This is a genomic window from Laceyella sediminis, from assembly GCF_003003125.1.
GTDB lineage: Bacteria > Bacillota > Bacilli > Thermoactinomycetales > Thermoactinomycetaceae > Laceyella > Laceyella tengchongensis.
Genome location: NZ_PVTZ01000001.1, coordinates 366,983 through 389,314, shown reverse-complemented (window position 1 = coordinate 389,314; position 22,332 = coordinate 366,983). Strand labels below are relative to the sequence as shown.

Genomic DNA, 22,332 nt, shown 5'->3' with positions numbered 1-22,332 from the left:
TTATTGTTGCGGGTTTGCTACAATAATGTTGAATCTTGTAGAAAAACGCGGGAAACAGCCAATGTGAAAAACGAGTGGCGCTTCAGATACATAAGAGGGTTAGGAAAGGGGTAATCGCGGAATGAACCACAGGTCAATGGCTATCACCGTGACAAGTGGCAAGGGCGGAGTGGGGAAGTCGACGACAGTCGCCTCGCTTGGTCTAGGCCTTGCCCAGCTTGGCTACAAAGTGTGCCTGGTGGATACCGATATCGGACTCCGCAAGTTGGATTTAATGCTGGGATTGGAAAACCGGATTGTGTATGACCTGGTTGACGTCATCGAAGGTGTGTGCCAATTGCGTCAGTCACTGGTCCGACACAAAGAGTTTCCGGAGCTGGCCCTATTGCCGGCAGCCCAGACGAGATACAAAGAAGAGGTCTCACCCGATCAACTAACGGCAGTCGTAGATGAACTGCGTAAGGAATTCGACTACATCTTGATTGATTCTCCTGCCGGAATCGAGGGTGGGTTTCGTAATGCCATAGCCCCTGCAGATCGTGCCATCCTCGTAGTGAACCCCGAGATCCCGTCGGTACGTGATTCAGACCGAGTAATCGGATTGTTGGAAGCGGCCAATGTCAAACATATTGATTTGGTGGTCAACCGGGTTCAACCCGGCATGGTGCGAGATGGGGACATGTTGAGTGTTGAGCGTGTGCAAAGCCATCTGGCGATCAGCCTGCTCGGGGTGGTGCCGGAAGACAAACGGATCATCCGTTCGTCCAATACGGGGGAACCGGTGATCTTGGATGCCAAATCCATGGCCGGCAAAGCTTTTTCCAATATCGCACGCAGAATTGCTGGTGAAGATGTGCCTTTTTTGGAATTGGAGGAAACCAACCTGATCACAAAAATCAAACGTCTATTCAGTATTGCTTGAGTAGGCCATTGGGGTGAGCATTGTGGCTTTTTTAAACATGTTCGGTCGCGATAAAGACGAGCCGACCGCAGTGACGGCTGATGACCGGTTGTCACTGGTGCTAAGCTTTCAACGTTCAGATATTGATGAGAAAAAAATCAAGATGTTTCGCACGCGCCTAATCGAGTTGTGCGATGAGTTCGGGTATGATGTGGTGGGGCATGTCGAAGTGATTCCACAGGCAAAAGAGAGAACCACCATCATCAACGCAAGCATCCCAGTCAGATTGAAAGAGCCGATTTAAAAGAGCACGGACCGTAATTGGTTCGTGCTTTTTTGTTGAATTCGTTTACTATTTCACAAAAACTTATGATTGCGTAACCGCCGCTCCAAGAACTCCAGAATGTAAACAGGAAAGGCTTTGTCTTCAGCAAGGGTGAAAATGGCGATGGAAACGCGGGTGCTGCCGTATGTACGCATCAGATCGATCATTTTGTTCCGCGATTCGGGATTGAGGTGTCCATAACGTTCCGTGAAGGCTTTGATTACCATTTCTTCCTCATTGGTCAAAGAGGTTGCTTGATCTTTGTTGTTAAACGCAATGGGTTTGAATAGGGATTTGTTGTATGTATGAAGGTGGTCGATAGCGGTGGCTAGCTGTTGCTCTGCAGTCGACGAGAAATGGTCAAAGCCCGATTGATTGCGTGCGCTGTATTCATCAAGTGAAGGAATCGAGGCATGTTGCGGTTCCCAATCATGCATTTTCCGCCGGCGTCGCGGTCGTCTTTCGGGGAGATGCGTAAATTTGTCGGGATGCTTCCGTCTGAGCGTATAAATGCGTTGATAGATGGCACCCTGGGTTCGGGAGAGCTGGCTTTCCAGTTCGGCAATGGCTTGGGACAACGGTTTTCCTTCCTCCAAGAATTGATTCACGGTCTTGATCACGAGCTCCTCTTCCTCTTCACTCCAGCTGTTCAAACGGTTTCCATCTCCTTGGTCATCATAAGAGTGGAAGCGGTCGGGATATTCCGATCTCAGCTTTCGAACATGGGACATGATGCCTGCATAGCCTCGTTTTAATTGTTGTGACAATTCCTTTAAAATCTCACGCTCCCGTTTTCCTTCTTTTAATCCTTGATTCATCGTATCAATGATAATTTGATTTTCCTCGTCAGTATATTTACCTTTTTTTGTATCAAAAATCATTGGGTTCGCCCCCTTTTGTCGATAATTATCGTCGAAATCTTTACTTATAAATATAACAGAAAAGACATAATCTTTTCTAGCACCCATTGTAAAAACTTTTTATACTCTGGTATTTTACAGTAAAACTGGAGGCGTCGCATATTATTTGGTAAGAAAATTTAAGTAAATGAACATGAAATTATATACATAGAAGATGTTTGAATGGACAGGTATATAATGGCGGACTTTTGACCATAACCCATATTAGGCGCTATAAATTGGTTTTTTTTGGTTTTGTTCACTGCGGAAAGGGGAGATTTCCATGAAACCGTTGTCAGTGAATGAGATGAGCGCATATTTGCGTTCGCGGCCTGTCCAGTCTGAACAGGAAGAAATGTATCCCCATCGGTTGTGGGAACCAACAAAAAGGGCGGCCCTTGTTATTTTATGGGGTTTATTGATTTATCCACAACTGGACCCGGATTTGCGCCAACAAAAGAGAACTTATTCCATCCATGTCAGCCAGCTGATCAACTTGTTTGGCGACGCGCTTGGGCCTGATGGCCAGGACGCGTGGCCGGCCACGTTACGACTGTTAGCGCGCCATGATTATATCCGCATCAAAGGAGAGACGATCACGCCGGGCACGGGCTTGTTTGTGGCTGTCGATGCGGCAAAAATGTATAAGATGTTCCGGTCTTCTGTCCTGTCGCGGGACATATTTCAGAGGCGGTTTGGTACATGACAAGCACCCCTACTTTCATTGTTGAAGGTAGGGGTGTTTAGTCGTGTTTGAGGGATTCGATGAAGAGTCTCAGGGTTTTGCGCTGCTCGGGTGATAATTCGAGGGCGATCTGAATAAGATGTTGAATATCTTCAGGGAGGTGATGGACGAATTGTTGCTGTTGTCCCAACTGATTAATCAGCTGCTCCAATAGATTACGCGATTCATTAATATGTTTGTAGGTTTGAATTAACAATTTTTCTGTCGGTTGAGTCATACGATTCATCCTACTCTTTTTCAGAATGAAGGAGTTCATCAATTTCCTTTTTGATTCGGATAAGCTCCTCATGGCTCAATTTGTGAAGATCGCGAATCATCATTTCCAGTTTCATTGTGCGAAATTCTTCCAGAAAAGAAGGCATATATTGTGGGTTTACGGACACGAGCCAATAACTCCTTTCATATAAACGCTAGTTTGCCAGAGTACTATTTTAACAGAGATTCGACGTGGGTCAATGTGAATATAGTGGGTTTTTTCCAGTTTTTTGTCGTGCTTTCGCCCTGTATTCAGTTTTTTCTCTCATTTAGGCGAAATTGTTTGAGAATGTGTCAAAAAATGTGGTTTAGCTTGTTTGCAATTGGGGTAAGTAAGCTTTAGTTCTGAAAAACTATCATTAAAAAGAATGAATCGAGGTGCTTGCGATGGTTGAACAATTGAAAGCACTGGAGGAGCGTCTCTTTTCCGTGAAGCAGGAGTACCTTCTGGCGAAAGAGCGCCATGAATTTTTGGCGCAATACGACTTATATGAAGAGTTGAAACAGTTGAAACAAAAACGGCGGGAACTGAAAACAAAATTGGGATTAATGTAATAGATAGACAACGCAAAAGGTTGGCTTTCCGAGTGGAAGCCAACCTTTTGTCATGTGCGGAACCAGCGGTTTTTTAGGTTTGAGAACGACCGAGCGCGGTCAAGCGCAAATGGGCAAAGCACCATTTGTAGTAAAAAGGGAATTTTAAGAAAATATTTTTTGTTTATGTATTAATTTATATTCATATTAATTGGTGTCGTTTATTTGCTATACTATTTATTGCGAGTTTTTAATATAGCATGTCAAAGTCTGCAAATTGTTAAAAGGGTGAATGATGGATGAAAATGCGAATGTCCAGCCATGCCAGAAAGGTTTTATCTGCTTCAATCGCCTTGAGCCTCATTGCGGCACCTTTGTTTTCAAATAAAGCTGAGGCTGCCAAATCGCCCAAATTTGACCAACACCATCTGCTGAAGTTGCGCATCATGGAAACAACTGATGTGCATACCAATCTCTTGAACTACGACTATTACAAAAACGCAGATTATGAGAAAGTGGGTTTGGCCAAAACGGCGACGCTGGTGAAAGAAGCGCGCAAAGAAGTGAAAAATACCGTACTCGTCGACAATGGGGATTTGATCCAAGGAACGCCGCTCGGAACGTACAAAGCGAAAATCAAGCCTTTGAAAAAAGGAGAAGTGCATCCCGTCTTCAAGGCCATGAACCTCATGGGTTATGATATCGCGACATTGGGCAACCATGAGTTCAACTACGGACTGGATTTCCTTGAGGAAGCTTATAACGACGCCAAATTTCCTTATGTGAACGCCAATGTTTATGTGGATGATCACGACAAGAATCCCAAGAATGACAAGAACCGGTTTAAACCGTATCAAATCATGAAAAAGAAAGTGGTCGATGTGCGGGGCAAAACCCACATGCTGAAAATCGGCTTCATCGGCTTTGTTCCGCCACAAATCAATGAATGGGACAAAACGAACCTGGAAGGGAAAGTCATCGCCAAAGATGTGGTGCAAACGGCCAGAAAATTCGTGCCCGAAATGAGGAAAAAAGGGGCCGATTTGGTCGTGGCCATGGCCCATTCCGGCTTCAGCGGCAACAAGAACAACACGGAAGATGTGATTTACTCTTTGAGCGAAGTGCCAGGCATCGACGCCATCACGTTCTCTCACACGCACAAGGTATTTCCAGCGAAAAGTGAGGCCGCTCTTGATGAATTGTTCCTCGGCCCCGACAAGAAGCCGTTACCTGGCGTCAACAACCAACGAGGCACCATTAACGGGGTTCCGGCGGTGCAAGCTGGCTACGGCGGAGGCTCTCTGGGCATCATTGACCTCGTCTTGACGAAGGAAAAAGGCAAATGGCGGGTGGTCACTTCCCAGTCATCGACACGCGAGACATGGAAAGATTTCAAGGACCCAACCACCGGAAAAACCAAAACCGTCAGCACGGTTCAGCCTGATCGAGCTGTGGTCAAAGCCATCAAAAAGGATCACGAAGCAACCGTCGCTTACGTGAATACCCCCATCGGCAAAACCACCGGCGACATTCACAGTTACTTTTCGCTGGTTCAGGACGACCCTTCGATCCAAGTGGTGACCAACGCGCAGAAGTGGTATGTGGAGAAAATGATCGCCACGTCGAAACCCGAATATAAAGATTTGCCCATTTTGTCTGTCGGCGCGCCATTTAAAGCCGGGCGCAACGGACCAGATGAATACACCGAGATTAAAAAAGGTGATCTCACGATTCGTAGCGCCGGGGATTTGTATTTGTACGACAACACATTGAAAGCGATCAAAGTCACCGGTTCCACGGTGAAAGAGTGGCTGGAAATGTCAGCAGGCAAATTTAATCAGATCATTCCCGGCAATGCCGAAGAGCAGCCGCTGTTAAATCCGTCGTTTGCAGTGTACAACTTTGACGTGATCGACGGCGTGCGTTATCAGATTGATGTCACGCAACCTGCGAAGTATGACACGAATGGCAACCTGATCAACGCCAAAGCGAACCGCATTGTCAATTTGACTTATAACGGTCAACCAGTCAATCCTGAACAGGAATTTATCGTGGTCACCAACAATTACCGCGCCAATGGAGGCGGCAACTTCCCTGGCGTCAAGGAAAGCGAATGGGTGTTGGACTCCACGGAAGAAAACCGCCAAGTTCTCATGGACTATATCGCTGAGCAAAAAGAGATCAATCCCGCGGCCGATGGCAACTGGTCAATTGCCCCGATCGCCGGTGAAGCGCATGTTACTTTCACCACATCACCGCGCGCGGAAGCTTATCTCGAAGAGGGAAGCAACATCAAGCCGACGAACCGAACCGATGACAAAGGGTTTGCCATTTTCTCCATCGATTTGGGACAAGCGCAGCAACCGGAAGACAAGGTGAAAGTACAGTTGCTAGGCTTAAATGATTTGCACGGCCAACTGGACACTGACACCAAAGTGAAGCTGGACGGGCAAGAGGTTCTAGCTGGTAGCATGGAATACACGGCGGCAGCCATGAAACAGCGTGAAGCTGAAAACAAGAACACCCTGTTGGTTCACGCTGGTGACATGATCGGTGGTAGCCCACTCATCTCGGCATTGTATCAAGATGAGCCGACGGTAGAAGTGATGGAAGCGATGGGTTTTGACGTGGGCACACTGGGAAATCACGAGTTTGATGAAGGAATTGCTGAGTTGCGCCGGATGATTAAAGGTGGTGAGCATCCCAAAGGGACGAAAGGCTACGATGGCATGAACTTCCCGATTGTTGCCGCCAATGCGTATGATACATCGACAGGGGAGTTGATCACTGAACCATACACGATCAAAGAAGTGGGTGGCCAAAAAATCGGTTTCATCGGCGTGGTGACCCAAGAGACGCCACACATAATCGTCAAAAAAGGGAATGAGACCCTGGAGATCCGCAGTGAGGTAGAAGCCATCAACAAATATGTAGGCGAATTGAAAAAACAGGGGATTAAAGCGATTGTCGTGCTTGCACACAACCCCGCGGTGCAAGGTGGCAAAGCTGACGCTTTTGACGCATCAGAGATCGCTGAGCAAGTGGATGATGAAGTTGATGTTATTTTTGCTGCCCACAACCATGTGCGCGTTAACCAAATGGTGGATAACAAGCTCATCGTGCAAGCGTATTCTTACGGTTCCGCATTTTCAGATGTGGATTTGGAAATTGACGCCGCGACGGGAGAAATCGTCAGCAAGAAAGCCGAAATCGTCACCGTATACCAAAAAGATTACACACCGGACGCCACTGTGGCCTCCATCATTAAAAAGTATGAAGATCTGATCGCTCCGATTAAAGCAGAAGTGGTTGGTGTCTCCGCAACGGATCTGCCCAAAGGCTATCCGAGCACGGCGGCGATTGGTGATCTCGGGTTGGGCAATTTGATCGCAGACGGCATGAAAGCGGCAATGGACGCTGATTTTGCCCTGATGAATGGCGGCGGTGTTCGGTCTCCGTTGGACGCCGGGGATGTCACTTTCGGCGAACTGTTTGCGGTCCAACCGTTTGGCAATGTGTTGAATAAAGTCAAATTGAGCGGAGCAGATCTGGAAGAGATTTTAAACAATCAGATTGGTGACAGCGGCCTGGATTTTCATATCGCAGGTTTCAGATACACTTGGGATGCCAATACCAAACGGGTAGTGGGCATCATCTTGCCGGATGGTAGCCGGATTGACAAAACCAAAGAGTACACGGTGGTGGTCAATAACTACATGTACGGCAATGAAAAATATGGAATTGCGGCTCGCGCCACCGATATGGAAGTGGGTCCGGAAGACCTGGAGGCAACAGTAGCATTCGTCAAAACGCTTCCCAAACCGTTTACGTATAAGCCGGAAGGGCGCATCCAGAAAGTTGGGAGCGCCTCGCTGGCCCAATAAGGCGACACCAGGGTATATGTATGGAAAAAGACAAGGCGACGTTAACGCCTTGTCTTTTTTATGTCAAAAGAAGCCTCAATGGGCGAGCGGTAACAAGATGGAGGGGTCATCGTTTTTTGGCGAATTGACGCGTGTGGATACGGGGTAAGCCTCCATTTCATCCGCAGGGTAGGGTTGCAACAAGGATTTCAGAAGTGCCAAGTCCTCCATATCAGGGTGCAACCAAGTTTCATAATCTTCGGATCGAAGGATGGCCGGCATGCGGTCGTGCACTTCTTTGGCGATGGCATTGGGGGCGGTGGTGATAATGGTACAAGAAACGAGGGTTTTGTCTTCATGGTTCCAATGATTCCAAAGCCCGGAAAAAGCAAACGGCTTGCCGTCAGCCATCTGAAAGCGGTACGGTTGCTTTTCATTCCCGGTTTTTTTCCATTCATAAAAGCCATCAGCCAAGATCAAGCAACGGCGTCTTTTCAGCAGACCTTTGAATGTCGGCTTCTCGTCAAGGGTTTCGGCTCTGGCGTTGATCATTTTGTAGCCGATCTTCACATCTTTGGCCCAACCAGGAACGAGCCCCCAGCGCATGTGTCGCCCCACCCGGGCTCCCTCTTCCAGCACCACCGACAGAATGGGTTGGGTGGGAGCGATATTGTAGCGGGGACTTACCTCATCGATCAACATCATCTCAAATTGCCTTTCCAATTGGTCAAGTTCAGCGGACAAGGAAAAACGGCCGCACATAGGATCACCTCCTTTCCATTGTAGCCCGGACACTAGCAGCTCAGACAGCAGAAAATGAACCCAAGGGCCACACCTTTCCAGTCAAAACAGGTACAAAGCGCCCCTAGCTGTGATTCGTGTTGCATCTATTGTATAATACATTTGATGAATAAAGAATTTTTTCAATAATCAGACGAGAAGGGGGCGTATATGAACGTAAAATATGTTATTTCCCTGCTCGCCACCATAGCGACAGAATGGTTATGCAGTTACTTATGTGCCAAGTTGCTTGATGTCGCACTGGTGGAGGTTGCTTGTTTTGTGGGATTAATGTTTCTCATCCTTTTTATTTATTTCAACACCAAGGGGGGCGTTCTGAGCAAGTGGATGGATGCGGAGATTCAAGCGACGACGGGGTTAAAAACGGAGAACGCCGCTATCAAGATTCGATTCACCCCTGTTTTGGCAGGGCTTGTCCTCTATTTCATCATCACCATGGTGTGGACGCTGGTCGTGTTTGGTCCAAATCTCATTGCGTAACTGGAAGGCCGTTTTGGACAGAAAAAGCCATGCTTATCCGTTAGCAAAAATGAAAAAAAGCCTGGAGACAATCTGCGCTCACCGCCCTGTGACCACAGGCAGTTCCAGGCTTTTCCCGTTTCACCGCAACCCATACAGATTAGCCTAAAAAAACTTCTTCTGATCCCGATACTCCTTGAGCAGCTCCACTGCTTCTCGGAAGCGTTGCGAGTGTACCACTTCCCGTTCGCGCAGGAATTTCAGCGCATCATTGATGTCTGGGTCATCAGAAATGTCGATCAGCCATTGGTAGGTGGCGCGTGCTTTCTCCTCAGCGGCAATGTCTTCATACAAATCGGCGATGGGATCACCCTTGGCTTGGATATAGGTGGCAGTGAATGGTACTCCCGCCGCATTGTGATAGAAGAGAGCGGAGTCGTGATCGACAAAATGTTCGCCCAGTCCGGCTTCCTTAAGTTGCTCCGGGGTGGCGTCTTTGGTTAATTTATATGCTATCGCATCATGGAGACGGAAAATGATTATTTAACTGAAATAATCTTCTGTTTCATTGAGTAGTGAATGTTTTAACATGTCATTCTCAAGGGATTTCGTCCGTTTCACCCATTCTCCAGGCTGGAGCGATTGCATTTCACTAAACATGCAGAACATCATCGCATCCAGCTTGTCAATCATATGCAGAACCACCGCTTCTGGAATTTTTGGCGTCACCGGTGATCCCCATTCCAACTTTCCATGGTGGGACAAAACCATGTGCTGGAGCAACTTGAACGCTTCCGTTTTTACCACACCTTGCTGTTGCCCGAAGCGTTGCAGCAGTGTGGCGGAAAAATGGATATGGCCGTGCAGTTTTCCCTCCAGCGTATAATCCCCACCATCGCGGAGATGGGTCAATTCGCCGATTTTTCCTAGATCATGATACAAGACACCGGCTAGGAGGAGGTCCCGATTTAAGAAAGGATATTGCTGCTGCACTTTATTGGCGCATTCCATCATGGAGACAATGTGATGTAGTAGCCCGTGAAGCGTAGCATGATGATTCGTTTTCGCGGCAGGGTAGGAATATAAGCGCTCAGAGATCTCACGATCAGAAAGAACGGCTTCAGCGAGCGCTCGCAAAATGGGGTGCTCCATGGTGCTAACCATGCCATGCAAACGTTGCTTGAGGCGGTCGGCCGATTGTTTGGGACGCGGTAATAATTGGTCAACCCAGGTGGCTTTGTCTTCGTCCCGCCATTCAAGGTGATCAACGCGGATTTGTATTTGTTTTTGATATTCGCTGGCTTCCCCTGTGATGTGAATAACATCGCCTTGCTGAATCTCGCGCTCATACGTTTTTATTTTTTCCTGCCAATCCCAAATACGCCCGGGAAAGCTTTCTCCAGATTGCGCAAACATGACTAGCTCTACATACTTTCGTTGCTCAGAATTTTTATAAGTACGCACTTGCACTGCTTTCACAAAGAAGGGTTGATTGACGGAATCACCGTGTGTAAATGTCAATGAGTATCACCTTTCTATGGTTGATGTAGAATTCTTATGTTAATTCGGCTAAACAAACAGATGTTCCTCTTTCTAGGTGAAAAGACAGGGGCATATTGTATATTGAAATATGGTATGAAACGAAAAAGGAAGAAACATAAATGAAGGATGAATTGCGTCATTTGATTGGCTGTGGAAAATATAGTGAAGCATATGAATGAATAAAAGATGTAGATCGAGAAGAACTTCTCGATTGGACGCTTGAGCTAGCATATAACACGGAGAGTATAGAATATTATGCATTTGTGAGTAGTTTAATCGTTAAGCATGAGGAAGCAACCTTCCATTGCATCGCTTCGCATCTCATGAGTTTACCTCTTTGCTCTATTGATGGAGCTTACAATGTTGGATTTTATCATGCAAAAAGAGCTGTAGAACTTTCTCCAGAAGATGCCTCTTTTAAAGAACATCTATTGTTTTATCATGCTATACCCGATAAGTTGCTGAGTGATGAAGAGGCTGAGAAAATAGCTAAATCTATTTTAGAGATGGAGCCTGATAATCAAACGGCTAAAAAACATTTAAGGTTGATCCGTAGGGACTGATACAATCGATAAAGAGTTAAATGAAGGGATTCTTATAATTAAAAGAATCCCTTTTTTATCATTGGATCAACAATGAGAAGGTTGCTAAGGTAAGGATGTTATTGTACAGGTTGGGGATGATAGGATGGATATCATTGCAGTGAATTTAGGCGCGGATACAACTGTAGCTCGAATTCATCATTCTTCTGATGTTTCTCTTTGAGATAAACGCATTTGTCTAGAATCAGCTTGAGCAATTGATTTTGTTGGTAAGTTTCCGCGGCGGGGTAGACATCCAGTACGTGTTCGATTTCGCTGACCTTAGATTGGAGGCATGCCGATGCACTTTGCTCCTGCCTTATGTTCGCTTCGACCCGTTTTAGCGCGGCCTCTGCTGCTTGCAGGCGGTTGGTAATGCTTTGTGACCGTTTCAGAAACGTGGTTTCGTCATAAATGCCTCTTTCCAATAAGTCATGGAGTTTTTCTTGCTGTGTTTGCAAGTGAGCGATTTCTTGGCGCAGGTTTTTTTTGAGCAACAAGTAAGTTTCCACTTTTTTTCCCTTTTCCGCGTCCGCGATCTCCGAAGGTTTGATAGTCATTTTGCAATGGGTTAGCCATTGGCGAAGCTGATTCAATATATGTTCTTCTACCAAGTCCAGGCGACTGCTTTTATTCGTACAACCAGCTCCATTGCGATCGCAGGTTAGATATTGGTGCCGATTTTTGGTTCTCCCGTATTTCATCACCATGGCCGACTCGCACTTACCGCAGATGATAAGTCCGGCCAAAGGGTTTTTCAAGGCTGTGCCGAGTTTCCAATGGGGATGAATTTTGTTTTTGCGGATGGCCTCGGCTCTAAAAAAAACGTCTTCAGGGATGAGCGGGGGGTGTTTGCCGTCAACAATGATGGCTTCCTCTTCATTTCTCCGTGTTGCGGTCACGTTTTTGCCTGGTTCTTTGGATTTTTTTCGTTCAATGTGCCTCCAGCGGATTTTGCCGATATAGACTGGATTTCGCAAGATTTGCAGGATGACATTATTCGTCCAATCCTTTCCATTTGCCGAGGGCACACCCATGTCGTTCAATTTTTTGGCGATCTTGAGTGAGCCCAACCCGTCGTGGATATACCAGTCAAAGATCATCCTCACAATAGTCGCCTGTTCCTCATTAATCGTTAATGTATGGTCTTTGCCTACTTTTGTTTTATTGTAACCATAGGGCGCGCGAGACCCGATGTAATTGCCATCCTTGACGGAACGTATGCGCCCTTGGTGCAGGCGCCGCTTGATGATTTTGAACTCTTTTCGGGCCATGAACGCCTCAAACTCCGAATACTCTTCATCAAATTCATCATCTAAGTTGTATGTTTTTCTTGGGGTGATAATGGCCGTTTTTGCCTGTTTAAAAGTTTCCAATATGATACCTTGATCTTGCATATTGCCCCGCCCCAAGCGGTCAATGTCCATGACCAAGACGGCATCGTAGTGACCGGATTCTACTTCTTGCAAAAGAGCCACCATCTCGGGGCGGTGTTGTATGCTTTCTCCTGAAGCGATTTCCTCCCTGACTTTGACCACATGGAGATTTCTTTCTCGAGCCACATCGAATAGCACTTTCCGGTGTTTGGCCAGTGTTTCCCCTTCTCCGCGCTCCTCTGCTTCTTGGTCGGCACGGGACTTCCTCAGATAGATGCACACCCGCTCCATCCGCTTCACTCCTTGCCTTTCTCTGGTGAATTTCCCATCTATCCAGATCTTTCTATGCCAATTCTATTCTGCGATTGGACACTTTATCGCTAAGACGTACCCAAAGCTGTTCAAGGGAAGTTACATTATTCAACCTGTCCCGAGTGGAACGACAAGGGGAAAATCAAGTTGTTGGGAAAAGGAAATATCACCAAGTGATCAGCTTGGGGAATAGGCGGAAACAAAGGGAAAACGTGTTGAAAGAGATCATCAAAACCTACCTCACCAGGTAGGCTTTATTTTGGGCAAAAAGTATGCTGAATATAAAAAGAGCCCAAGAATATACCTGAGCTCTTTCCTTAAATCAATAATAACTAAATCCATGCCATACCATATACATATCTTGATCATTGTTGGTCCATAAGAGCCAAACTTCATCAGGAGCATCAGTCGTCCCATCGCCATTTGTATCGATAACATTCCCAGGATTATTAAACACAAATTCAGAGTAACTAGACACATCATATCCTTTTCCCGCTACCCAATGATAGGTCCAGCTATACCCACCATCATCTACCAAATCAATATAGAATGCTACGGGTTCATTATGATCAATTCGTTCTTTATACCAAGTAAAATTCCCTTCTGCTGGAAATCCGTCATAGTAAGGCCATTGATTTGTATGCCCAAAATGATCAATCATGCCGTTATTATATTCAGTTGTAGAAGTCCCTAAAGCATCCGTACCCATATCTACTTTCAAATGATCAATAAACTTTTGATGAGAATTACCGTAGTTGGCCGTTCCGTAAATGTTATATCCTCTATTTTTATAATAGTTTGCAATCATTGCACCTGTTGTCGGACCACAAGCATTATTAGGATTAGAAGAAAGCTTCTGTCCAATTAAAGGGACATCGAGTTCTTTATAAGTAGCTTCGGCTGAAAAAGTAGAACGAGAAGAAGAGACTTTACTCTTATATTGTTTCCAAGCTGCTTTAAAGCTGTTTATATCCTTTTTTACAGGTGTAATTTTCTTGTCCTTTAGCTTGTTATATTGATCTGTTCCTTTTTTTCCTTCCTTTTCAAGTTGTATAAGTAAACGAGCTTTTTTATCATTTACTCTTTGTTCCAACTCATTTTTGTTTTTAGCATAGTTATATTGCATTGCTCCAAGATAATAAATTTTATTCCTTTTATTTATCTCAGGAAGCAAACGGTATGTTTGGGATCCATGATTGCCCGCTTCTAAAACGGGAGCAAGATCTTCTCGCGCACTTACAACAACATAGCCAACCTCTTTATCCCCTTCATAAACACTCACATAATAACCCAGCAAAGAGTCATCGTAATCATACAACTTGGTTAGTACTTTATATGTTGCATTTTCCCATTCAAACGACTTATTAGAAGCATAAACCTGTGCAATGTTTTCTGCCTCATTCGCACTAACGACAGAATCACTTTCCGTAGCAAAACCTACATTAGAAAATAAACTGAAGAGTAGAATGATTTGAACACAAATAAACCATTTCTTCATCAGGTTCTCCCCTTTACTTTTTAGAAAAGGTAAAATAAAATTAAGCGAGTTTTATTATTTTATTACTATATTAAAAATAAATGAATTTATGTTATTTTTCAATAATTAATTATCTATCTAATTTATCATATGATTCGCTAAAGAAAATTTGTGGAAGGGGATACTTTTTATGAGTTCTCGTCATTTAGGCTTCGGTTGGTTTGCATTGAGTATTTACCTAATCGGAATCCATTTCTTTGCAACTGCGATCATGTTTTTCACGCCTTCAAAAGAGAATGACGGCGGGACAATGTATTTTATGCTTCATACAAGTCCACCCAGAGAGTTTTGGTTATTACTGTGGTGTTTTATCCTCGTCTTTTTTATTACAGGACTGATTATGATCTTTAGAAAAAGTAAACCAATTTACAAATATACCCTTACTGGTTTTGCTACCTTATCTTGTTCCATTTATCTATATGGCCAATATTTCTTATTCGAATCACTAGGAGTTGGACTATATGGTTGGACTCATTCAAAAATGATTGCACAATACCTTCGATCCCATAGCTTTTATTACTTTAGCTTTGTTTGGCTAATGATCATTCTATTTATAATAGGATTAATATTATTATTCCTGTCGCTAAAGAACAAACGCCTCACTAATTATGACAAATAAAAGCGAAACGCCAGCCAGCCACTGGTTGGCCTTTTGATTTGGATCAAATTAGGTATATATGAATGGACAATTATTGAAAGAGAGTGAAGAGATGCAAACGATCTCGATAACAGAAGCATACATTACAGTCTTGGTTGGAGTGGTTGGTGCGGTATCGGCTTTGTTTGGAGCATGGATTGGGGGAAAAATGGCTGGAGTGGAGCAGAGAAAGACGGAGATTTACAAGGAAAAGAGAAAATTACTTACCGAACTATCTGTGTCTTATAAGAAATACATTAATTATTTGACTTCACTTCATGAGGAAGATCTCATTATTGGTGGCGGGACTACCGAGAATAAATGGAAGGATATTTCGAAATTAAGGAAACCTTTAATGGATCATTTCAATGAATGTATGACATCATATACGCTATGTGACCATTTGCTTGATGGCATGGGACAAGTTGCAGAGAAATAAATTGAACTAAGCGCTTTTGCCAAGCATTAATGTGATTGTGGGGGAGTGATGCGCGATGATCGAGAAGCAGATTGGCAAGACCAAGATCGTGATAATTCCGCCCAACATTTCAGACGAAGAGAATGATCAACGCTGGAGTGACGTAAGAAGCTTGGTGGTTTCCATTTTGCAATCAAACCTGAAAAAAGAAGCCGGCTAGTGATAAATATACTGGGCGGTGGAGAAGCCCAAATGGTAAAACGATAGATCCAAGATTTTGCTTGCACAAAGACAGGCTACCCCATATGAGAGGTAGCCTGTTCGTATTCATCTGTTTTGCTGTTCCTATCATTCGGAAGCTGGAGCGGGATGCAATGCTCTTTTTAACGCGTTCATATATTCCATTCCGGCTCGTTTGCTAACCTCTGCTTCCGGTGCAAATACTTCAAAGCCGTGGGAACAACCTGGATATAAATGGAATTCTACATCGACACCTGCTTCAACGAGTCGGGAAACATATTTGATGGTATCATCACGGAAGGGGTCTAATTGTCCTACACAGGTATAAGTTGGTGGGAGTCCTTCGAAATTATCGGCATGGATCGGTGCGGCATAAGGAGAAACTTCGCCAGAAGCATGTTCGCCCAAATACATTTTCCAGGCGGCGATGTTGTGGTCACGGTTCCAGACAGCTTTGGGTGATGTGATTTCCCGGCTGGAAGGAGAGGTGTTGCGGTTGTCAATCAAGGGATATAACGGCATTTGGAAACAAATCGCAGGGCCCCCTTTATCACGGGCCATCAGTGTAACAGCGGCAGTCAATCCTCCTCCTGCGCTCCCTCCGCCAACGGCAATGCGTTTCTTATCTATGTTCAATTCCGTTGCAGAGTCTGCCATCCATTCAAAGCGGCATAACAATCCTCAATCGCCGCAGGATAAGGATGTTCCGGAGCGAGACGATAATCGACGGACACAACGACACAATTGACTTCCAAAACCGTAATTTCGCAGTTGATATCATCTCGATCCGGATGACCGAGAACATAACCACCACCGTGAATGTACAATAACCCAGGCAAGGGGGTGTCTGGCCGGTTTGCTGGTTCGTAAACCTTCACCATTATCTCGCCAGCCGGCCCGGCGATCATGCGTGTAGTCGTAATGACATGAGGGGACTTTTCATATTCGGGAATAGGGGCGTTACGATCTTTTGGAGGTCCTCAGGCAACTTCATTTGCGGGAGAAGCGCTAAAACGGGTCTTAGTTCGGGCAAGACTCTGCTTTCGAAATCCATATGAATCATCCTCCATGGCCCTAATTTTTTAATTGTGACCGAATCAGTCACAATTAAATTATCAATCATCGGGGGAAAGTTGTCAAGACTTTTTCCTAATGTGATATAGTGAATGTAATTAGGGCTTGTCTAATTTAAGCAAGTATTGCTTTTGCCACTCGGCGTAACTGCTAGGCACGCCCTAAACGATCATCAACTGACATAGAGGTGGATAAGTTGCAGTTACTTATTCAATCTGGTGATCTGGGCCCGAGCTGGTTTCATGTGTCCCTTCGCGCGCTGGTCCTGCTATCCAAATCAGATTCGCTTATGAAAAGCCACGTCATTGCGGAAGCCTTGGGTGTGGATACTACATACATCAGGAAAATCTTGGCGTCGTTGTCCAAGGCCCAATTAGTGACGACAGTCAGCGGGCGGTACGGTGGATACACTTTGTCCAAGAAAGCTTCAGATATCACTGTGGGAGACGTGTACCGTGCTCCTGGCAAGGGACAAACTACCCCCTATTGGTCGGTTCCAAAAACCGGTACGGAAAAAATGATTTCCATGATTCTCGCAAAAGCGGAAGAGCAATTTCAATCTGTGTTAAACAGCTATACGATTGAGGATGTCGCCCAACAAGCGCACCTGTTTGGGCCCTGATGGGATAAGCTGTTTGTTGTGGTTTATGGATATTTCCCATGTGGAAAATGCTCATACAGGATAGATGAATGATGAACGGAGGTGGAAAGCGGGCAGTGAAGCGAGAGCGACAACGAATATGATGATTGCCCGCGCCGCCGTTCAGCGAAGAAGCAGTTTTCAAACAAGGCTGGTTATTTTATGGTGAGGAGAAGGTGATTTTTTGAAAGGGATATTTCACTTGAAAAATTTATTAGCACTTGTTTTATTTTTCTTCTCTTAATATGTTCTGTTTAACTTTTTGAAATTTTTAATAAATATATTCAACCTTAGTATGCAAGCTAGTAATGTCGCCTCTTTAATCGGCATACCTATCCTATTCTTTATTTCTCTATTTCTAGCTTTATTTGTTAGAGATCGGCTAGGTCATTAGCTTTTTATTTGCAGAAGAAGACGGCATGATATCAGAATTCATTTCAATATATGAAAAAGAATGCTAAAATGAAATAATAAACGAACATTCAGTGAGTTATGCACAATATCACTCACTGAATGACAGAAAGGCTTAGGAGTGGGAGAATGGAATTTGAATTTCACATCACCGTGAATGATTTAACACTTGCTGACAAGGACGCCTTTGTGGAGTTATGCAAATCAGAACAGGTGAAACCGCTCATGATTGTCCTGGATAAAGGAAATTACATCAATCAACCGATGTGCACGGGTGTTATCAAACGCGCTGATTTCCATGAAGCGAAAAAAGAAATTGACCGCATCGCAAACGTGTTTCAAGAACATGGATTTACAGTCATGAGAACGAAAGTGGAGACGTCTCCCAATGAAGAAACGTATTTTCACCAACCGCTGACCAAACACACCAAGCCTTATTTTGAGTGGCATGGCAAGGTGGAGGTGGAGGATGTTGCGATGGTGAAGCGTTTATGTGAGGGGCTGGGGGGACACATTTCCCGGAACTCTTTAAATGCCAATGGCAAAGTGAGGTTTATCACTATCAGAGAATATAAAAGTAAAGAAACATTTTATGATAGAGTACAGAAGATCCATGCTATTTTGCAAGCGAATGAGATTGCGTTATTGAAAGAGCAATACGAATTATGCATCTATGACAGTAGAGAAGAGTTAGATAGTGGATGGCTTTCATAAAATGGGGGGAATGGCCGTGATCAAGCGGGAAGATATAAAAAAGATGGATTATGATGAAAGAGAACTCGTTGTGTTAGAGGCGCTGTTGCGGAGAATTGCGCTGGTGGACGAGCCATTTGTGTTGAAAGGCAGCCTGTTGACGAGGCAATACCTGGAGAATCCGGACATTCGATATGTAGAAGATATCGACTTTTTGTATATGGGAAAAATCAAAGATACCAACCATGCGAATGAAACATTTACCAACTGGATGATTCAAGTGACGGAAATGGATTTGGATGACGGAATCAAGTTCACCAGCTTTCGGGAGAATGCGTTTTGGAGATACATAGATTATGCCATGGCTGATGACTTTCCGACGATCAATACCGATCTCACTTATGTGTTCACCGATGAGCCGGATGAGTATTATGAGTTGTACCTGGATATCTCGTTTAATTTAGAGATGGACTTAGAGCCCGTTCCGTTGGAGTATCGTCCCGTCTTCGGTGACTCTTTTATTGTTCCGTATTCTGTGCCGCTCTCTATCCAGGTCGCTTGGAAGTTGCATCAAACCATTGTAAGGCCGCGGTTCAAAGATCTTTATGATTTGAAATATTTGTTATCCCATCCATCCTATGACGACCAGGCGTTGCAAGTCACATTGCAAACGCTCGTCAACGAATGCAGTATGGATGACTCCACCACCAAAGCAGACATAAAAAAAGTCCTAGTGGATGATTTAAGCGGCTTGTACCCTTCGCTATCCAAGGATTATTTCCTGAGCAAATATGCCGCGGGTGAGAACCAAGAAGATTATTTCAAGGCATTTGTGGCTGAGTTGCGGAAAATCATGGACCTTGCCGGCATTAACCAGAAGGCGTTTGAGCAGTTGCCCGAACCGACATGTAAATAATGTGTGACGGCTTAAAGGAGAGCATGCTATGTGGAACCCTGTGGATACCCGCTTTTACGCCAAAAAGCTTCCCGTGGCCATCGCCGCCATCGATGATAGTTCGGAAGCCAATTTTATCCGCACATTGCTTGAACAGTTGAACATTGTCACGCTTTTGCATACGATTGGTACGCCGAACGACTTTTTGCAAGTGATCAGTCAGGAAGAAGAGGCGCCTCCGTTTCTGGTCATCAGTGCTCACGGTGATCAAGGGGGATTGATTTTTGGCGAATATATCGATGAGATTGACGTGTCCAGCCTACAGGACGGGGTCATGTATCCTTCGACCATCGCTGAGGCGATTTGCCTGCCAGGTACGGTAGTGATCAATACGGCTTGTTCGGCTGGCGTGAAAGAAGCTGGCGTAGCGTTTATGAAAGGGAAAATTCAGGCGTACATCGCGGCGGATGAGGATGTGACCGGGGAAACGACCGCACTGTTCCTTATGCATTTTTTCCATCAGTTAGTAAAGGGTCGCTCGGTAGAAGATGCGTGGGAACATGCCGCAGCATATGATGAGGAGAGTCGCTTATACCGGTTGTATCTGCGAGAGGGGATTTATAAAGTAGGCGATGACGGGAAAAAGATACGCATTGAAGGGTAATAAAGCCATGCCAATAAGTGATATCCATCACATATGAGCTAGAGGGTAAAACCTCTAGCTTTTTTATCTTTAGAACCACATATGACAAGGGTCAACAAGCGCATGCTTCGCTTTTTTGAGTGAAATCTCCATGATGCGACAATTGATTTGTAAACCATGGTGGCGATCATTTCCAAATGGGCAAGCTCCTCCGTGCCGATGTCGGTGAGGAGGCCTTTGACTTTGGCGGGTAGGGTGTACCGTTGGTTCAGGTAACGCAAGGCCGCGGCAAGTTCACCGTCGGCTCCGCCGTATTGTTCGATAAGGTATTTGGCCAAGGTGGGGTTGCATTTGCCCACTCTGACCGGATATTGTAGTTTTTTTTCATAAATCCACATCGCTTCACACCTCTATAGTTCCCAGGGCCAAGGACTTTCATCCCAGCCGCACGGGTATTGGTTGAGACTGTGACCAAAATTGGTCAGGGGGCCATATTGCTGCTCGTAGGCGGCGGCGAGTTTGGCCCTCTCTTGTGCATACCAATTGAACTGTTGCAAGGCGTTCATGTCGCCTGGGTGGGTGTCAAGATAAAGATTGAGCTCAACTAAGACGAAATCGATTTCTTGCAACTGTTTTAGCTGTTCAAATTGTTGTTTGCGGTCCATCACTGATCACCTTTATGGCGTTTGGATTTTTTGCGGTAAGGACTGTAGAAAATCGGCCACAACGTGCCCCGTTTTAAGGCTTCGTTGGGGGGGAATTGCGGCAGGTCGGGTGGCTGAAAGCCGAGAAATAGGTTGGGCGGCACAACATATGTTTTTTTGCACAGGGGCGGGCAAGGGTCAAACGGGCTGACATAGGGATACCATGTTCGCTCTTGGTTGACAAAAGGATTGGGGTGGTGCCTGTGTGAACGTTCCAAGTGGATCATCCTTTCGCAGTTGCAGAATTCGATGAAGCCTTGGTTTCACTATATGACTGGGCGGTGAGAATATGCTTGTTCAACAGAAAATATCAGGGAGACGTGATGGTTTTTTGTTTCCAGGACAAATGGATCTCCTTGAGAGTGGATGACGAACGGGTGCGGTATTCACTAGCTGTTAACGCACAGCGGCGCGGCTTCATCAATGGATGGCAATCGTGGTAAACTGTGATTGGCAAGCGACAGCAAGCTGGGGTGCGTGGCCGATTTGCCGGTTGCATGTTTACCGCTCACCGTTTTGGGTGGATTTTTTACGTATAGCCAGCGCACCGGACTGTGGGGAACAGGACAGAGACAGATCAAGTCGCAGGAGGGGATGAGCTGATGGATCGTGAAAAACAACAGCTAAGCATCGAGGCTGCGAGACTCTATTATTTGTCTGATTACAGCCAGCAGGAAATTGCGGCTAGGCTGGGGGTCTCCCGCCCGACGGTTTCCCGGTTGCTTCAGTATGCGAAAAGCCGGGGTTATGTGCGTATCGATATTGTTGATCCGCTGGAGGATCTGGCCTCCCTGGGAAAAGACCTGAAGCAAAAGTACAAGTTGGACGAGGTGTTCATCAGCTATTCGCCGGTGAATGAGTACAAGGAGATCCAGAAGCACATCAGCCGCAAGGCGGCGGAGTATCTCCATGAAACGGTGCAAGACGGGGATATTATCGGGGTGACATGGGGAACGACGATGTACTCCGTCGCGCGTAATCTGCAACCGAAGCCGGTTAAAGGAGTAGAGGTTGTCCAGTTAAAAGGGGGAGTTAGTCACTCCCACATCAATACGTATGCCGCGGAGACGGTTTATCTGTTTGCCGAGGCGTTTCACACGGTGGCCCGGTATCTTCCGTTGCCCGTCATTTTTGATAGCATTGAGTTAAAGCAATTGGTGGAAAAAGACCGGCACATCCAGCGGATTATCGAGCTGGGCAGACAAGCCAACATCGCTGTGTTCACGGTCGGTACGGTCAAGGAGGATGCGCTGTTGTTCCGCCTCGATTATTTTAGTAAAGAGGAACAAAAATTGTTGCAGCAGATCGGTGCCGGAGATATCTGTTCGCGGTTTTTCGATGCAGAAGGGAATATCTGCATTGAGGAAATGGACAACCGCACGGTGGGAGTCAATCTCTCTGATTTGCGCAAGAAAGAAAAAGCGATTTTGGTGGCTGGTGGGCAAAATAAGTTCGAAGCGATTCACGCTGCCCTCATCGGTAGATACGCCAACATATTGGTGACAGACCAGTTCACGGCCAAAGCCTTGTTGGAGCATGGATAAAAACCTATATGGGATCACAAAACCTGCCGCTAGTCTACGGCAGGTTTTTTATGTGTGTGCCATGTGTTTTTGTTTTACAGGTAAAGTGAACCAAATTTCATAAGGTGTTTCACATTTGTTCAAAACGTGCTATGATAGCCATGAACTTAAAAACCAACTAATAAAATCAGACAAAAATCAATTGGAATTAGAGCGTGCCGACTAAATATGACAGCGGATTCAAAAGAGTTTCTACACATTTGCCAACGGATGGAACCGTTTTTTTGCCGCCTGCGCTTAGCCGGATGCGCTCATATAAAGGAG

Annotated in this window: 22 protein-coding genes and 3 pseudogenes; 14 read left to right on the top strand and 11 right to left on the bottom strand. The window is 45.3% G+C overall.

Annotation, left to right across the window (positions count from 1 at the left end; translation table 11 throughout):
• Positions 1-121: 121 nt before the first annotated feature.
• Positions 122-922, top strand: a complete 801-nt coding sequence (minD, locus tag CLV36_RS02010) for a septum site-determining protein MinD (RefSeq protein ID WP_022736818.1) — start codon at positions 122-124, stop codon at positions 920-922.
• Between the two features lie 22 nt (positions 923-944).
• Positions 945-1,205, top strand: coding sequence for a hypothetical protein (locus CLV36_RS02005; RefSeq protein ID WP_054095945.1), 261 nt, complete (start codon positions 945-947; stop codon positions 1,203-1,205).
• A gap of 53 nt (positions 1,206-1,258) precedes the next feature.
• Here the strand turns inward: CLV36_RS02005 and CLV36_RS02000 are convergent, their stop codons facing one another.
• On the bottom strand, positions 1,259-2,107 hold the full coding sequence (locus CLV36_RS02000) for a hypothetical protein (RefSeq protein WP_102993117.1): 849 nt from the start codon (positions 2,105-2,107) through the stop codon (positions 1,259-1,261).
• Between the two features lie 301 nt (positions 2,108-2,408).
• Here CLV36_RS02000 and CLV36_RS01995 point away from each other — a divergent pair, with 301 nt between their 5' ends.
• Positions 2,409-2,831 carry a hypothetical protein gene (locus tag CLV36_RS01995; protein ID WP_102993116.1) on the top strand — a complete coding sequence of 141 codons (423 nt, stop codon included), beginning with the start codon at positions 2,409-2,411 and terminating at the stop codon, positions 2,829-2,831.
• A 37-nt stretch (positions 2,832-2,868) separates the two neighbouring features.
• Here CLV36_RS01995 and CLV36_RS01990 read toward each other — a convergent pair whose 3' ends face one another.
• Positions 2,869-3,087 (bottom strand): hypothetical protein, encoded by a 219-nt coding sequence (locus CLV36_RS01990; RefSeq protein WP_022736814.1) that lies wholly within the window; start codon positions 3,085-3,087, stop codon positions 2,869-2,871.
• A 425-nt stretch (positions 3,088-3,512) separates the two neighbouring features.
• Between CLV36_RS01990 and CLV36_RS17120 the strand changes: the two genes are divergently transcribed.
• Complete coding sequence (locus CLV36_RS17120; protein WP_022736812.1) at positions 3,513-3,680, top strand: hypothetical protein; 168 nt, start codon at positions 3,513-3,515, stop codon at positions 3,678-3,680.
• A 278-nt stretch (positions 3,681-3,958) separates the two neighbouring features.
• Complete coding sequence (locus tag CLV36_RS01985) at positions 3,959-7,543, top strand: bifunctional 2',3'-cyclic-nucleotide 2'-phosphodiesterase/3'-nucleotidase (RefSeq protein ID WP_106341568.1); 3,585 nt, start codon at positions 3,959-3,961, stop codon at positions 7,541-7,543.
• Between the two features lie 75 nt (positions 7,544-7,618).
• Here the strand turns inward: CLV36_RS01985 and CLV36_RS01980 are convergent, their stop codons facing one another.
• A complete protein-coding gene (locus tag CLV36_RS01980) occupies positions 7,619-8,284 on the bottom strand; it encodes an SOS response-associated peptidase (RefSeq protein ID WP_106341567.1) in 666 nt (221 codons plus the stop codon).
• Positions 8,285-8,473: 189 nt separating this feature from the next.
• Between CLV36_RS01980 and CLV36_RS01975 the strand changes: the two genes are divergently transcribed.
• Complete coding sequence (locus CLV36_RS01975) at positions 8,474-8,803, top strand: hypothetical protein (RefSeq protein WP_106341566.1); 330 nt, start codon at positions 8,474-8,476, stop codon at positions 8,801-8,803.
• A 144-nt stretch (positions 8,804-8,947) separates the two neighbouring features.
• Here CLV36_RS01975 and CLV36_RS01970 read toward each other — a convergent pair.
• Both CLV36_RS01970 and CLV36_RS01965 read right to left on the bottom strand, forming a co-directional pair.
• Positions 8,948-9,298: pseudogene (locus CLV36_RS01970) on the bottom strand (manganese catalase family protein); the annotation flags it as partial.
• A gap of 27 nt (positions 9,299-9,325) precedes the next feature.
• Positions 9,326-10,303, bottom strand: coding sequence for a 3'-5' exoribonuclease YhaM family protein (locus CLV36_RS01965; protein WP_106341565.1), 978 nt, complete (start codon positions 10,301-10,303; stop codon positions 9,326-9,328).
• 284 nt (positions 10,304-10,587) lie between these two features.
• Here CLV36_RS01965 and CLV36_RS01960 point away from each other — a divergent pair, with 284 nt between their 5' ends.
• On the top strand, positions 10,588-10,887 hold the full coding sequence (locus CLV36_RS01960) for a hypothetical protein (RefSeq protein WP_146130573.1): 300 nt from the start codon (positions 10,588-10,590) through the stop codon (positions 10,885-10,887).
• A gap of 131 nt (positions 10,888-11,018) precedes the next feature.
• On the opposite strand, the gene CLV36_RS01955 is transcribed toward CLV36_RS01960, so the two are convergent.
• Both CLV36_RS01955 and CLV36_RS01950 read right to left on the bottom strand, forming a co-directional pair.
• Positions 11,019-12,572, bottom strand: coding sequence for a recombinase family protein (locus CLV36_RS01955; protein ID WP_106341563.1), 1,554 nt, complete (start codon positions 12,570-12,572; stop codon positions 11,019-11,021).
• Between the two features lie 343 nt (positions 12,573-12,915).
• Positions 12,916-14,091, bottom strand: a complete 1,176-nt coding sequence (locus CLV36_RS01950; protein WP_106341562.1) for a C39 family peptidase — start codon at positions 14,089-14,091, stop codon at positions 12,916-12,918.
• 749 nt (positions 14,092-14,840) lie between these two features.
• On the opposite strand from CLV36_RS01950, the gene CLV36_RS01940 reads away from it, so the two are divergent.
• The gene (locus CLV36_RS01940; protein WP_106341560.1) at positions 14,841-15,206 is read left to right on the top strand and encodes a hypothetical protein; all 366 of its coding nucleotides are present in this window, start codon (positions 14,841-14,843) and stop codon (positions 15,204-15,206) included.
• A gap of 55 nt (positions 15,207-15,261) precedes the next feature.
• Positions 15,262-15,405, top strand: a complete 144-nt coding sequence (locus tag CLV36_RS17115; RefSeq protein WP_154988071.1) for a hypothetical protein — start codon at positions 15,262-15,264, stop codon at positions 15,403-15,405.
• Between the two features lie 128 nt (positions 15,406-15,533).
• Here the strand turns inward: CLV36_RS17115 and CLV36_RS01935 are convergent.
• Positions 15,534-16,479: pseudogene (locus tag CLV36_RS01935) on the bottom strand (alpha/beta hydrolase).
• Positions 16,480-16,695: 216 nt separating this feature from the next.
• On the opposite strand from CLV36_RS01935, the gene CLV36_RS01930 reads away from it, so the two are divergent.
• The 4 genes from CLV36_RS01930 (at position 16,696) to CLV36_RS01915 (ending at position 19,802) form a co-directional block, all read left to right on the top strand.
• Entirely contained in the window at positions 16,696-17,121 is a 426-nt protein-coding gene (locus tag CLV36_RS01930; RefSeq protein ID WP_181352771.1) for an Rrf2 family transcriptional regulator, read from the top strand.
• A gap of 558 nt (positions 17,122-17,679) precedes the next feature.
• Positions 17,680-18,264 (top strand): hypothetical protein, encoded by a 585-nt coding sequence (locus CLV36_RS01925; protein WP_106341558.1) that lies wholly within the window; start codon positions 17,680-17,682, stop codon positions 18,262-18,264.
• A gap of 16 nt (positions 18,265-18,280) precedes the next feature.
• A complete protein-coding gene (locus CLV36_RS01920) occupies positions 18,281-19,159 on the top strand; it encodes a nucleotidyl transferase AbiEii/AbiGii toxin family protein (protein WP_106341676.1) in 879 nt (292 codons plus the stop codon).
• Positions 19,160-19,187: 28 nt separating this feature from the next.
• On the top strand, positions 19,188-19,802 hold the full coding sequence (locus tag CLV36_RS01915; RefSeq protein WP_106341557.1) for a CHAT domain-containing protein: 615 nt from the start codon (positions 19,188-19,190) through the stop codon (positions 19,800-19,802).
• A gap of 146 nt (positions 19,803-19,948) precedes the next feature.
• Here the strand turns inward: CLV36_RS01915 and CLV36_RS01910 are convergent.
• The 3 genes and pseudogenes from CLV36_RS01910 to CLV36_RS01900 form a co-directional block, all read right to left on the bottom strand.
• Positions 19,949-20,179, bottom strand: a pseudogene (locus tag CLV36_RS01910) (manganese catalase family protein); the annotation flags it as partial.
• 12 nt (positions 20,180-20,191) lie between these two features.
• Positions 20,192-20,446, bottom strand: a complete 255-nt coding sequence (locus CLV36_RS01905; protein WP_102993105.1) for a spore coat protein CotJB — start codon at positions 20,444-20,446, stop codon at positions 20,192-20,194.
• Positions 20,446-20,703: a spore coat associated protein CotJA gene (locus CLV36_RS01900; RefSeq protein ID WP_022736797.1), complete on the bottom strand. Its 258-nt coding sequence runs from the start codon at positions 20,701-20,703 to the stop codon at positions 20,446-20,448. The genes CLV36_RS01905 and CLV36_RS01900 overlap by 1 nt, the downstream gene beginning before the upstream one ends.
• A gap of 384 nt (positions 20,704-21,087) precedes the next feature.
• Here CLV36_RS01900 and CLV36_RS01895 point away from each other — a divergent pair, with 384 nt between their 5' ends.
• Positions 21,088-22,029, top strand: a complete 942-nt coding sequence (locus CLV36_RS01895; RefSeq protein WP_102993104.1) for a DNA-binding transcriptional repressor DeoR — start codon at positions 21,088-21,090, stop codon at positions 22,027-22,029.
• Positions 22,030-22,332 lie beyond the last annotated feature (303 nt).

Bases quoted from the DNA above. Each gene is read 5' to 3' on its own strand.
- CLV36_RS01980 (WP_106341567.1), bottom strand. From the start codon at position 8,284: ATGTGCGGCCGTTTTTCCTTGTCCGCTGAACTTGACCAATTGGAAAGG.
- CLV36_RS17120 (WP_022736812.1), top strand. From the start codon at position 3,513: ATGGTTGAACAATTGAAAGCACTGGAGGAGCGTCTCTTTTCCGTGAAG.
- CLV36_RS01950 (WP_106341562.1), bottom strand. From the start codon at position 14,091: ATGAAGAAATGGTTTATTTGTGTTCAAATCATTCTACTCTTCAGTTTA.
- CLV36_RS01895 (WP_102993104.1), top strand. From the start codon at position 21,088: ATGGATCGTGAAAAACAACAGCTAAGCATCGAGGCTGCGAGACTCTAT.
- CLV36_RS01915 (WP_106341557.1), top strand. From the start codon at position 19,188: ATGTGGAACCCTGTGGATACCCGCTTTTACGCCAAAAAGCTTCCCGTG.
- CLV36_RS01990 (WP_022736814.1), bottom strand. From the start codon at position 3,087: ATGACTCAACCGACAGAAAAATTGTTAATTCAAACCTACAAACATATT.
- minD (WP_022736818.1), top strand. From the start codon at position 122: ATGAACCACAGGTCAATGGCTATCACCGTGACAAGTGGCAAGGGCGGA.
- CLV36_RS01940 (WP_106341560.1), top strand. From the start codon at position 14,841: ATGCAAACGATCTCGATAACAGAAGCATACATTACAGTCTTGGTTGGA.
- CLV36_RS01995 (WP_102993116.1), top strand. From the start codon at position 2,409: ATGAAACCGTTGTCAGTGAATGAGATGAGCGCATATTTGCGTTCGCGG.
- CLV36_RS01925 (WP_106341558.1), top strand. From the start codon at position 17,680: ATGGAATTTGAATTTCACATCACCGTGAATGATTTAACACTTGCTGAC.
- CLV36_RS01985 (WP_106341568.1), top strand. From the start codon at position 3,959: ATGAAAATGCGAATGTCCAGCCATGCCAGAAAGGTTTTATCTGCTTCA.
- CLV36_RS17115 (WP_154988071.1), top strand. From the start codon at position 15,262: ATGATCGAGAAGCAGATTGGCAAGACCAAGATCGTGATAATTCCGCCC.
- CLV36_RS01975 (WP_106341566.1), top strand. From the start codon at position 8,474: ATGAACGTAAAATATGTTATTTCCCTGCTCGCCACCATAGCGACAGAA.
- CLV36_RS02000 (WP_102993117.1), bottom strand. From the start codon at position 2,107: ATGATTTTTGATACAAAAAAAGGTAAATATACTGACGAGGAAAATCAA.
- CLV36_RS01955 (WP_106341563.1), bottom strand. From the start codon at position 12,572: ATGGAGCGGGTGTGCATCTATCTGAGGAAGTCCCGTGCCGACCAAGAA.
- CLV36_RS01905 (WP_102993105.1), bottom strand. From the start codon at position 20,446: ATGGACCGCAAACAACAATTTGAACAGCTAAAACAGTTGCAAGAAATC.